A 13,492-nucleotide genomic window follows, 5' to 3' on the forward strand; every position below is an offset into this window, starting at 1 on the left:
GCAATTTTTGGTTTATTTTTGTTTAATTTTAGTAAGTTGCAGATAAAAGTTAGCGTATTGGGTTGTAAAGCGTAATGAGTTTATAAGTTTTTTTTAGTATAATTGTGCGTTATTAAAAATTTCTGGACTAGATGATAAATGATTACACTAAGCAAATTTGAAAGACTGGTGATGACCAATATTCCAGAACAATCCTTACAAAGTATGACGATTGGTATGGAAGGGGAGCTGATACCAGAGTGGGTGTTGTCATTATCAGGCATGAATAAGCATGGGCAGTTTGCTCAAATACAATCTGTGCTGACTGAATTGTTGGTGGTACAGATGCACGATAAGATACGCCTAAAAATACTGGCCAAACTCATGCCAGCCTTTGAGCGGGTGGTGGGACAGCTTCATAATGATTATATTTATGAACATCAAAATTTATCTGCCATTCAACAGCAAAGCACCACCGAAGTTAGAAGTTTGTACTTTTTGCTGATTTTAAATTACAAAAATATCGCATCTCGGGCGTATGTGGAGCTACACCAAGATGATGAGATGGAAGAGGGTTGGTTAAAAAAAATATTTAAAACATTAAACAATGACGAAAAAAACATTGTGGTGGTGGCGGTGTATCAAATGATGGGGTTGTATGTGCGACTTTTGATGGAGTACGCCATGACTTACCAAAGAGCCCCGCGTGTGGTGTGGCAACAGCTAAATTTTTGGTATTTGCGTGTCGCCCAAGAAGGGGTGGTGCATCAAGATGTGCATAAAGTTGCCAAATACCTGCCTAATGACACCATTCAGCGCCAGTACGAGCAAGCATGCATTTCTAGTTTTGTGAACTTTTTTGCTTATCGCCGTCAGGACATTTTGAATATTTTTAAGGTGTTGCCAACTTGGGCGACTTATGTGGAAGCGACCTTTGAAGCACGACCAGAATTAAAAATCTTTGTCAATCTTTTGGGCAATTATCCCCCAGAAGTCATCACGCCATATGCAACAGTCAATCCGTATAGTGATGAATATCAATGCTTGTTTTTTGATGAAAGTAAGCTGGTTCAACATCTTGTGGAAGTCAAATCAGGCAAATTCATCACCAACGATGCCCAAAGTGTCTTTGAGTCAAGGCTTGCCAGAATGGTGCTTATCGCCTTTGAGCGGTACGCTCGCCAAGACCGTATAGATCGTCTAGGACAGCAAGTAGCGGAGCTTTTAACGGGATTTTCGGCGATTTTTCAGCAAATCTCTGGTGGGCGAGAGTTGGCACAAGTCATCAATCAGCAAGCTTTGATGGACACTCGGCAGCCTAGAACCATCAAACAAGCCCTAGAACCTGCCTTACCAAAAGAGTGGGTAAAGCTGACCAGCAGTAGTGAGACCTTGGCACGGTTTAATTACACACAAAAAGTGCATGATTTTGATGGCGATACTCGTGATGTGGTGATTGACCAGCATTTTTTACAAGTGTTTGGGCTGTTTGCCATCAAATCAGAAAACAGCAAAAATCAAAATCCGTGGCGGTTGGGTATTGCTCACTGGGTGGATCGTTTTGGCGATGAGATAGAAGTAGATGGTAGGATTTTGGGGCGGATTTTGCTTGCTTGTGGTGCAAGACTGCTAAAAAATGATGGGCGTTCTCAGGAGTTTATCCATGCTTTATTAATAGATGGCGATGAGCTAAACAAACAAAGCACGCTGATTGTGCCACGTTATCATTTTAAATCAGGCGACATGATACTCATGCGGATTGACACCAAAGAGCTGCGACTGCGTTTGGAGAGAAACTTGCTTTCTACTGATGAGATAGAGCAATACCAGATTGTTCGTATGAGCGAGTAAATATTTTAAATTGAGTTTTGCCAGCAAATGCCAGCCTTTATTTAGAGTATGCTTAATAACTACTTTATTTGCAAAAGTGATGATATGAAACAAAGTTTAAATTTATTGGTCATAGATGAAGAGCAGTTATATGCCGAACATTTGGTCAAACTGTTGTCAGTGTATTATGAAGAAGTGCATTTGGGCTTTTTGGACGAAAAAGCTGAACTGATAAAAATCTTACGTCATGAATGGGACGTGTTGGTATTTAACCGAGCCTATGACATGACCTTGACAGATGTGGTGGGCATCATTCAAGACCAAGATATTTTATTACCCATCATCGCCCTTGCCAAGAACCCCCAAGTTGCTGAGCTTAATCAATTTGGTCTGCCAGAGATTGTCTGTGGCGACATGGTCAAATCTATACCCGTCGGTGAAGATGGTATGTTGGTGATGGCGATTTGTTTGCAAAAGCAATATGTCAAAACCAAAAGACAGCTACAAGGCTTGCGTATGATTTTAAAAGAATCTGAGCAACGTGCCAATATTTTGATAGAAAATTCAAAATCTGCGGTGGCATATATTGACCAAGGTGTGCATATTTTTGCAAATGAGCCATATTTGCAGCTGTTTGGTTATAAGGGTATGCAAGACATTATTGGTGTGCCAGTGGTGGATTTGATTGCAGGGGGTGATAATGTTAAGGGCTTTAAGCAATTTTTGCGTAGATTTGACAAAGGCGACCGCTCGCAAGTGGAGTTTGAATTTGAAAGCAGACGCACCGATGGCACCACTTTTGCATCAAAGCTACAATTAGCCGCCGCCACCTTAGATGGTGAGCCTGTTACGCAGATGATTATCCAGCAAAACAACAGCACAGATGCTGAGCTTGTCAAAAAACTTGCCCAAGCTGAACGCCTTGACCCTTTGACGGGGCTGGCTAACCGCATTGCCTGTATGGAGTATTTGCAAAATACACATCATGAGCTGACAAATGGCACATTAAAATCAGCCCATGTGCTGTACATACGCATGGATAATGCCCCAAAAATCAACTCCACAGTAGGGATTGCAGGGCTAGATACGGCAGTAAAACAGGTGGCATATTTGCTTGATGAGTCTTTTACCAAGATGAATGATGGCTTTGTGGCTCGGTTTAGCGACACGCATTTTGTGGTGATTTTGTCTGATGTTAGCACGGATGAAGCACTGACAACGGCTCAGTTAGTAACTCAAAAAGTAGCAAGTTTATTAATAGAAGTTGGTAGCCGTACCGTAACCACCACCTTGTCGGTGGGCGTGGTGATGATGGACATGAATGCTCCCACACCGCAGGTCGTGCTAGAACGTGCGATAGCTGTGATGAATGAGTTTGATATTGATGATGATTCTGCAGATAAAGTTGGTGTGTTTGACATCAGTAGGCTTGCCAGCGAAGATGACAGTGTGTTGTCAGAATATCTACAAAATGCTTTGGCTTACAATCAGTTGCAGCTGAGTTATCAAGCAATTTATGACATTGAGACAGACAGTAGCGATTTGTTTGAAGTTTATGTCACCTTACCAATGGCAGACGGCTCGGCATTGACTTTTGAGAAGATTATTCCCATTGCTCGCAAAAACAATCTGTTAGATAAGCTAGACCGTTGGGTGCTGATTAATGCCACCAAACATCTAATTCACATCAGAAAAACCCACCCAAGTGCCAAAATACTGATTGGTTTGTCATCGTCTGCTTTGGAAAATAACGGTTTTGCAAATAATTTTATTGCCAGCATTACTCAGCTGATTCGTGCCATTGGCGGTGATGCACAGGCGTTGATTTTGCAGTTTAATGAGCAAGATTTGCTAGATTATATGGTGGCAGCAAAACGTCAGTTTATGGCATTGGCAAACATTGGCTGTCGTTATGGGGTGTATAGTTTTGGTTCTACCACCAAATACGAAGACGTGCTCACCCATCTAAATCCAAACATGGTCAGACTGGCTCGCAGTTATACCAAAGATTTGGACCGTGAAGTCAATCTAAATAGCCTACAATCCTTGATTAGTACCATCAATGCTCATCATGTGGCAACACTCATGCCTTATATTGAAGAAGCGTCCGTCATGTCGCTGGCGTGGTCAGTTGGGGCACGATTCTTGCAGGGAGATTATTTGCAACCTGCCACCTCAGAGATGGTGTTTGCCCCACCTGCCGAATAGGCGATTTAATAATAAAAGAATATGACCATGAGCCAAATACAACCAAAAATCAACCGCTTATTAGACACCATCAATCACATTGTTTTAGATAAGCAATATGCTGTTAAGTTGGCGGTGTCATGTTTACTTGCTGATGGTCATTTATTATTACAAGATTTGCCGGGGATGGGTAAGACAACGCTGGCTCATGCGTTGGCGGTGTTGTTTGGCATGGATTTTAATCGTGTACAATTTACCAATGACATGCTCCCTGCCGATATTTTGGGCATGATGGTTTATGACCAAACTCGTCAGGAATTTTATTTTCGTCAAGGGGCGGTATTTACTCAGTTACTGCTTGCCGATGAGATTAACCGTTCTAGTCCAAAAACGCAATCTGCATTATTAGAGGCTATGGAAGAGCGACAAGTTACCCAAGATGGTAAAACTTATCTGCTCCCTAAGCCTTTTTTTGTCATTGCCACGCAAAACCCTGTTCAGCAAGCAGGCGTGTATCCACTTCCTGAATCTCAACTTGACCGTTTTTTGATGTGTGTGTCGCTTGGTTATCCATCGCCAACTGCCGAGCGAGAGCTGTTAGAAGGCAAAGACAGACGAGAGCTGTTGTCAGGATTAACCGCAATTTTGACCGCCCAAGATGTGCTTATTGCTCAGCAAGAAGTCCGCAATATGTATATTGCTCCTGTGGTGCTAGATTATATTCAGCGTTTGGTGGCAAAAAGCCGTGCCAGTCAGGAGTATCATGGGTTGTCGCCCCGTGGTGTGCTTGCCTTAAAAAGAGCGTGTCAGGCGTACGCTTATGTGAGTGGTCAAAATAACGTCGCCATTGATGACGTGCAAGCGGTGTTCTCGGCGGTGGCTGACCACCGTTTGGGACAAAGATTTGTGCCATTTCATCATTTGGGGGGTACAAAAGCTCACACGCTTGCTGAGCAAATCATTGCACAGGTGGCTGTGGATTGATGACATCGCCGACACTTTTATCCCCCATTGGCAAATATGTTCGTGCCTTTTTACTCAAACGCACCCCAAAAGCTGACCACATTTCTTTTAGCTTAAAAAACATCTATGTCTTTTTTAGTGCCCAAGGGTTATTATTTGGATTGTTGCTCATCATTACCTTTGTGATGGGGATAAATTATGCCAACAACTTGGTTTTGGGCTTATGCTTTTATTTATTTGGCATGTGGCTTGTGGGGGTGTTTTATACTTTTGTACAATTGTCTGCCCTTGAATTGACATTAATAGAGACCAGCTTGACCGAAGCACAAAAGGACGCTTGGGTAAGCGTACAGATTGCCAATAAAAGTGGCAAATCTAGCCGTCAGATAGTGCTTGGTTTTGATGGGGGTGAGCCTGTGATTGTGCCTTATGTAGATAAGACAATGACAGTCAGACTGTCTGTGCCAACACATCAGCGTGGTCGTATGGCATTGCCACGATTGACCATACATACGGTGTACCCACTGGGCATATTAAAAGCATGGGCATATGCGTATTTTGATAGCCCTGTGTATGTTTATCCCAAACCACAAAAATTTGATTGGCAAACCACTTTGCATGCCATGCATGGTGATGGTGAGCAAACGGGTCTGGTGGGTAAAATCGGTCAAGATGAGTTTGAGCGTCTGGACGAGTATCAAGCAGGCGAGAGTTTGGCACGAGTGTCATGGGGGCATTTGGCTCGTGGAGCAGGTATGCTGACCAAGCATTTTGCTGACCCTGTGGGCACACAAACAAAAGTGGACTATCAACAAATGCCCAGCATTCATCATGAACAAAAATTAAGCGAAATGGCGTTTGCCATCAAAGCACTACAAGACAGTGAGCTTGGGTTTTTTGTGGTATTGCCTAGCTGGAAAAGTGAGTTTGGCTCAGGACAAGCGTTCGTTCAGTCATGTTTGCTGGCACTTGCCAAAGAGCCTTAAAAATAAACACCGTTACGCCAGTTCATATAACACCCCAACATTTTAACCCCAATACAAATGACCACATTTTTAGAGTACAGCCTTGGTAAACGCACTGCTTCCACGCAGTTTGTTGGGAGCGGATTTGCCAAAATTTTGGCATTGCCTGCTTATCATTGGGTGATGCTGTCAGCACTGCTTATCATGCTTGTGCATATCACCACCTTGCCTGTCTGGTTGTTTGTTGTGGTAACAGCCAGCATTCTTCTACAAAAACCCACCATTAAAGCCGCCATAGATGGGCATGGCAAAGGTCGCCTTAAAAAGACCCAACAAATCATCAAAGCCATCATGTTTTTTGTGGGTGCGGGGGGCATTTATTTATATTTTGGTAAGCTGTTGGGCGTTGATGTGGCGGTCAGTTTTTTGGTGCTGTGTTTTGGTACAAAATTTTGGGAGCTTTATCAAAAACGAGATGCCTATGTGTGCCTAAATTTGGGGCTGTTTGTTTTGGGGTCGGCATTTTTGATGAGCCAAGGCTTAAAAGTGGTGCTGTTGGCACTACCAGCACTCATGGCGGTGATGATGACCTTTATTGCCCTAAGCGATGAAAATAACAACACAGGTCAAGGGAGACTGCGTGCTTTATTGATGGTGGCACTGCCTGCTGTGCCGTTATTGTTGGTGTTATTCATGTTTTTCCCCCGCCTGCCCCCACTGTGGTCGCTACCGATGGCAGGCAAAACTGCCACCACAGGTGTATCAGATTCTATGTCGCCTGGGGATTTTTCAAACCTAAGCCAATCTACTGAGCTTGCGTTTCGGGTGGAGTTTGATGGACAGCCACCAAGTCGCCAAGAAATGTATTGGCGGGGATTGGTGTTTAGTGATTTTGATGGCGTTACATGGACGCAAAGTGAACTGGCGCAAGGATTTTGGTCATCATCGGACATTAACAATCCCCCTGAATGGATAAAAAGTGTACAAATTGGCGATTTTACGCCCTATAAAGTCATCTTGGAGCCTACCGAACAAAACTGGTTATTTGCCTTAGAATACCCAACCCTTCGCCCAAAGCGTGGCATAGGTTTGACAAGCGAGTTTGTATTAAGAAGTTATTTTCCTGTATCCACACAGCTGCACTATGAATCGGCATATTATCAGCAAAGTCGGACGGATTTGAATTTGGACGAATTGCAAAGACACATCAATCTGCGTCTGCCAAATCAAGGCAACTCCCAAAGCCGTGCTTTTGCCGAGCAGCTATTTGCCCAAAGCAATCAAGACCCTGTGCGTTATATTGAAAGTGTTAAAGCGTACATCAGCACACAAGGGTTTAGCTATACTTTATCGCCCCCCGTGCTACAAAACCATCGTATTGATGAGTTTTTGTTTGGCACAAAGGCGGGTTTTTGTGAGCATTATGCGTCTAGTTTTGCTTTTTTGATGAGAGCGGTGGGCATTCCTGCTCGGGTGGTCGTAGGCTATCAAGGTGGGGAGCTTGGTCGTGATGGTCAAAGCTGGGAAGTGCGTCAAATGGACGCTCATGCGTGGACAGAAGTGTGGCTGGCAGGCGAAGGCTGGGTGCGTATTGACCCAACTGCTTTTGTGTCATCTGAGCGAATTGATGAAGGCATGGGTGCAGTAGCACAGACTGGTGGAGCAAGTATGTTTGGTGAAGGCATTGCGGGGCAATGGAGTTATCAGCAGTTTAAACTGCTACAAACACTAAGACGTTATTCTGACCAAATCAATTACTATTGGCAACGAGATGTGGTGGGCTATGACCAAGACAAACAGCAAAACGCCTTATTTAAATGGTTTAATATCAAAAATTTAGCTCAGCAGTTTTTTATGATGTCAGGTTTGGTGTTGGTGTTGGTGGGGCTGTTTTTGGTTATTATGTATCAAAAACGCAAAAAACGCCATCATGTACTAGATTTGCCACTCATCAGCTTATCAAAACGCTTTGCTAAACACGACCCATCGCTAGCAAGGGGTATGAGTGAGCCATATTTGGCATGGCTAGATAGGATAAATCACGCCATCAATCAGCCTGATGAGATTGACAAAATAAAAAGCACTTATCGGCGGTGGCGTTATGGCAATGAAAACATCACCAAGCAAGTGTCAGATGAGTTTCAAGCACTTGTCAAAAAATTGCCAAGCAAAACATAAAGATGTGTTAATATAATCCTTATTCATAATAACAATTAAGATGTTTTGGAGTGTTGGTGGTGAGACAATCACAGTTTCCTGATTTTTTGGACATAACCTATCACAAAAAACCTGCATTAGTACTTGGATTGTCAGAGTATCTTAGAGCTGGGCTGATTGCCGATAAAGATGAGCTAATCGCCGTTGATGGCGTGCAAGAGCTTGCTCAAAAACTCAATGATGAGCAAATTTTGTGGCTAGATTTGGAGATTGACCCAAAAACCAATCAACTGATTGATGGAGCGTTGATAGTAGATGGTCATTATTGGCGATTTGACAAAGGGAAATTTGACGATGAATTGTTTTATATTTATACATTGATTGACACCGCCAACCATTTGGGTGGTCATAACATCATTGAATTTGACCTGCCCAGATTGGTGGATATTTTTAATGGATTAGGACTGCAAGGTAAGGACGCCCAAACTTTAAAAAAATGGCAAAACAAAGCCTACGATACGCTGATATTAAGCTGTTTATTGATTCCCCATCAACCCAGCCACGCCCTGACCAAACTTTATAAAAAACACGCCCATCAAAACAACCCTGTGATTGATTGTTTAGAAAGTCGCATGGTGTTTAAGCTGTGTCTAAGAGCATGGCAACACCTGCCCCATCAGTGGCAAGCCATCTTTTATGCATTATTGCCACCATTGGCACATCTAAATATGATGAGTAAGGCTGATTATTTTGGACTACAAATGGTGGGCGAGTTAGATTGGCAAGCTTTGGTGGATAATCTGCCAAAAGGCAATCACAGCTCTTTGGTGGCTTTGATAAAAAATCATCTGCAACAAAACCATCAAAGCTGGCAAAATTTGGGTGTGGCGTGTTTTATCAGTTGGCTTAGGTATTTTAATAAACCACAAGCCAGACGACCAGTTTGGATAACCAAGCACATCACTTACAAATTGGCGTTTTTAAAGGCGGAATCGTTATTTTGGTGCTTAGATGATTTTAATGAAAAGGACATCAATCACGCTTGTGAGTACTTTTTTAATTATCCGTCGTTGCGTGATGGTCAAATGTCCATCGTTCGGGCAATTTTTAAAAACCAAGATTTGCCTTTGGGAATTTTGCCAACGGGCGGGGGCAAGAGTTTATCTTTTCAGTTACCTGCTTTGATTTTGAGCAAATATCGCCGAGATTTGACCATCATCATCTCACCGCTTAAAGCCTTGATTGAGGACCAAGTGATGGGGCTTTGTAGTAGCATTCCCATTGAATACACCAGTCGCATTGCTTATTTGACATCGGGTCAAACGCCACAAACCCAGCAAGCCATCATCAATGGCGTGTGGCAAGGCGACATTGATATTTTGTATTTAAGCCCAGAGCGATTAAAAGTATCATCCATTCGCCAACTGCTCAAACACCGTCAGCCAGCCTTTTGGGTGCTGGACGAAGCACACACATTAAGTCAATGGGGGACGGATTTTCGCCCTGATTTTTTGCGGATTGCCGAGCATATTTTGGCGTGTTATAAAGATGGCTTGACCGCTTCTAATGATGCCAAAGCATTTAATCCGCCAAGGGTGGCATTGGTAACTGCCACCGCATCACAGCGTGTCAAAGATGATTTAAATCAAGAATTGATTGAAAAATTAAACATCTTGACCACCAATAAGCCATTAAAACAATACGGCATAGAGTCATCATCATTAAAGGTGTGGCGAGATAATATCAAACTGCATTTTGAAAATATTGACAGCGAACAACGTTTACAGCGAACGTTTTTGATTTTGTCAGAACGCAAAAAATGGTATCAACAAAACCAACCCACATCAGCAACAAAAGGTGTGGCATTGGTGTATTTGCGTAGTTGCAAGGGTTGTGAAGAGTATGCAAATAAACTAAAAGAGCAAGGGTTGGTGGCGGCTGCGTATCATGGCAAATTACATGAAACACAAAAAAAGCAGTTATTAGAACAATTTAAAAATCATGAATTGGAAGTGGTGGTTTGTACCAATGCTTTTGGCATGGGGATTGATAAAGAAGGCATTCATACCGTCATTCATAGTGGCGTACCCAACAATTTAGAGTCCTACATTCAAGAGATTGGGCGGGGAGCTAGAAAGCCCCATGAAACAGCCCATGCTTATATGCTATGGTCTGATAAGGACATTGAACGGCAGTTTTTCCAAGAGAAAAAATCACGCATTCCCAACTCAAAAACCCTAAATGACTGTTGGGGAGTGATACGCCCTGTATTAAAGCGACCTGTGGAAGAGCAATGGTTTGTTAATAGTAGCCTTGCTCCGATTTTGGACATGGATGACACCGAAGAGTTAAATACGCAAATTCGGGTAGCATTATTGGCTTTGGAGCGTCATGGACTGCTCATAGAAAAGGAGCAGCAGCCCATTTGGGTCAGCATTAAGCTACTAAAAGCCCCATCAGTATCCGACAATCAAACATTATTTGCTTTGTATTCCCAGCTATATCAAACCAATCAACAAACATCTCAAGCGACCAGTTATTATTTGCCCGAGCTGGCGATGGCATTGGGTTATTCGGTAAAATCTTTATTAAAACAGCTCAAAGCATTGGTGGATTTGGGTTTTGCCCAGTGGGAAGTGGTGCTTAGCATTCGTGCAAAATATCGCCATGCTTATCTTAAACAACTATTTAATAAAGCAAAACAAAGCCTTCATGTATTACAAACGTGCGTCTTATTAGATGGTAGTCATGTTTATGATGAGATGGCACATGAAGAGTATCTGACCATCAACGAAAGGCAGTTGGATATTTTTTTAAAAAATCATCACCACGCCATCAAGACAAAAGACATTTTTAAGACATTAAAGGCGTTGGGACTATTTTCTGTACGGGGTGTATCAAATTATTGGTATGTTTCCTTGACCAAAGATGGCATGGATATTTTGAAGCAACAAGCACTTGCTCATCATTGGCAAGACTGGCTGAAACTTTCGGTACAAAGATTGGCGATTTTGGAGAGAGTGTTTGAGTTTTTATTGACAAAACTGCCCAATGACGACCCAAAAAACGCAAGGGCAATCAATTTGCATTTGACAGACATTGCTCATGCACTCAATGAAAATCCAGATGATGTTTTAAAATATTTTGATGACCTACAAAGGTTAAACATCATTGATGTGAGCAATCTTGAAGATGATGGGGTGATATTTTTTGTCAGCAAATCGCATCAAAACCGCTATCATGAATCTGCTTATAAATATCTTAAAGAGCATTATGATGACCGTTGTGTTCGTATTCATGTGTTAAACGCTTGGCTAAAAGCGGACATGAGTATCAAACGACAAATGCTGGAAGATTATTTTACTAAACCCCTGATGGACGTGGTCAAAGCGTACGACATTGATAAAAAAGCAGACATCACCAAACCTTATTTGACAGATTATCAAAAACAAATTTTACCAAAACGATTTAGTGCTCAGCAAACACAAATCGTTACAGACGCAAGCCGAGCATCTATGGTGCTGGCAGGACCGGGCTCTGGCAAAACCACCATTGTTGTTCATCGGGTGGCGTATTTGCTCATTGAACAAAATATCGCTCCTGAAAAGATGTTGATTTTGGCATACAACCGCTTGGCGGTGCATGAATTGCGACAGCGTTTGTTTGCACTGGTTGGTCATCAAGCAATAGGCGTTACCATTGAGACTTTTCATGGATTGGCTCGTCAAATCACAGGATTGACCGAAAAAGATGCTCCCCAAGATGAACTCGCCGTCATCAGACAAAGATTGATAAAAGAAGGTCATGCCAATAATAAAACCTTAGATAACAGTTTAAGGTATCAATGGCTCATTGAGACTGCCATCAATAGCCTAAAAGAATCACCGCAGTTTTATCAGTACATCATGGTGGACGAATTTCAAGACGTGGACGCTTATCAGTATGAGCTGATTGGGCTTTTGGCGGATTTGCACAAGGAAGATGATGTTGATGATGCTGACCCCACCAAACACAATCAGGAGTATGAGCAACGTGGCTATTTGATGGTGGTGGGTGATGATGACCAAAATCTGTACGCATGGCGTGGTGCAAGCATTAAATACATTCAAGATTTTGAAGATAATTATCATCTGGACAGTCAGCAAAAATTTTATCTGCTAAACAACTATCGCAGTGCCAGTAATATCGTTCATCTTGCCAATGAATTTATCAAGATACTACCAAGTGATGAGCGATTAAAAGATGACAGCCATCAAATCGTTGCCAAAAATGAGAATTTGTCAGACACGCCCATTCGTTTTGGTCAGTTTTGTCAAATAAAAGGGGTGGACATGGCACATTGGCTGGCACAAGACATCAAGCAGCGTTTTGGGCAGGCAAAAGACACAGCCACCATTGCCGTATTGGCTCCTAGGTGGGATAATTTTGATGCAGTACAGCACTATTTGCAAGAAAATGGCATTCATGCTCAGCGTTACAATGAAGATGAAGAGCAAATTATCCCCATCAATAGCGTTGTCGGTCAAGCATTGATGCGCACATTGAGCGAAAACAGTTTAACTGATATTGATGATGTTGAAAAATTTTTGCAAGATTGGCAAGATGAGCATAATTTTCAGCCATTGGACAGGGCTTGGCAGGTGATTTTTGACAAACTGAGCCAAGTCAAAGACGCCACTTATGATAAATTACTTAACACCTTAAAAACTGTCCAATACCACAAAGCCAGCGAAGTGGTTTTGATAACTTATCATAGTGCCAAAGGCAAAGAGTTTGACCATGTTTATGTGATTGATGACCGCTTAAATGATAAAAATGACAACATGGCATATGGTAGCAACATCCGTTCTTTGTATGTGGCACTCACCCGAGCCAAGCATTCACTGACCATCTTGCAAAACGCCAGTCAGCACCATCAGCATTTGCATGAGCTACTTTGTAAATACGGTAAGTTGATTGACATACCAAAAATCATCATACCACAACAGCTAAGTTATCAAAGGTTTTTAAAATTAGATGAGCTGATATTAACACCAACAGAGCTGGTGGTAGGTGAAGGCAGGCAGTTTATTCAGGATACATTTGCCAAAAATATTTGGGGAAGAAATGGCATGCCTTGTGCTGGGTTTGTTGTTCATCAACATGGCATATATTCTGCACAGGGACAAATGATTGCTCGGTTTTCAAAAGCATTTAAAAGCAGTCTGACAAGATGGTCATTGTCGTTTGTGGGGTTTACCACCACTTTATATCATCAGCATGATTTGACGTGGTATGAAAGGGCGGGCTATCAGGGTGAAGAGCAAGCCCATTATCTTATCATACCTTTTGTGCAAATCAATATGCCAATGTCTTGATTTTGCGACACTTTACGCCACTTAGATGACAAAAGACAAAGCAAAAGAACTTTG

General features: G+C 42.3%; 6 protein-coding genes. All 6 read left to right on the top strand.

Annotated elements, in window-relative coordinates:
- Nucleotides 1-171: 171 nt before the first annotated feature.
- A complete protein-coding gene (locus CEW93_RS01670; protein ID WP_186727865.1) occupies nucleotides 172-1,830 on the top strand; it encodes a hypothetical protein in 1,659 nt (552 codons plus the stop codon).
- Nucleotides 1,831-1,914: 84 nt separating this feature from the next.
- On the top strand, nucleotides 1,915-4,017 hold the full coding sequence (locus CEW93_RS01675; protein ID WP_089539711.1) for an EAL domain-containing protein: 2,103 nt from the start codon (nucleotides 1,915-1,917) through the stop codon (nucleotides 4,015-4,017).
- Nucleotides 4,018-4,044: 27 nt separating this feature from the next.
- Nucleotides 4,045-4,980: a MoxR family ATPase gene (locus tag CEW93_RS01680; protein WP_255503898.1), complete on the top strand. Its 936-nt coding sequence runs from the start codon at nucleotides 4,045-4,047 to the stop codon at nucleotides 4,978-4,980.
- The gene (locus CEW93_RS01685) at nucleotides 4,980-5,945 is read left to right on the top strand and encodes a DUF58 domain-containing protein (protein ID WP_089539714.1); all 966 of its coding nucleotides are present in this window, start codon (nucleotides 4,980-4,982) and stop codon (nucleotides 5,943-5,945) included. Before CEW93_RS01680 ends, CEW93_RS01685 begins: the two co-directional genes overlap by 1 nt.
- A gap of 57 nt (nucleotides 5,946-6,002) precedes the next feature.
- Nucleotides 6,003-8,102 carry a DUF3488 and transglutaminase-like domain-containing protein gene (locus CEW93_RS01690; protein ID WP_089539716.1) on the top strand — a complete coding sequence of 700 codons (2,100 nt, stop codon included), beginning with the start codon at nucleotides 6,003-6,005 and terminating at the stop codon, nucleotides 8,100-8,102.
- A gap of 59 nt (nucleotides 8,103-8,161) precedes the next feature.
- Nucleotides 8,162-13,438: a RecQ family ATP-dependent DNA helicase gene (locus CEW93_RS01695; protein ID WP_143822772.1), complete on the top strand. Its 5,277-nt coding sequence runs from the start codon at nucleotides 8,162-8,164 to the stop codon at nucleotides 13,436-13,438.
- Nucleotides 13,439-13,492: the final 54 nt, after the last annotated feature.

The sequence above is a fragment of the Moraxella sp. VT-16-12 genome, from assembly GCF_002224245.2.
GTDB lineage: Bacteria > Pseudomonadota > Gammaproteobacteria > Pseudomonadales > Moraxellaceae > Moraxella.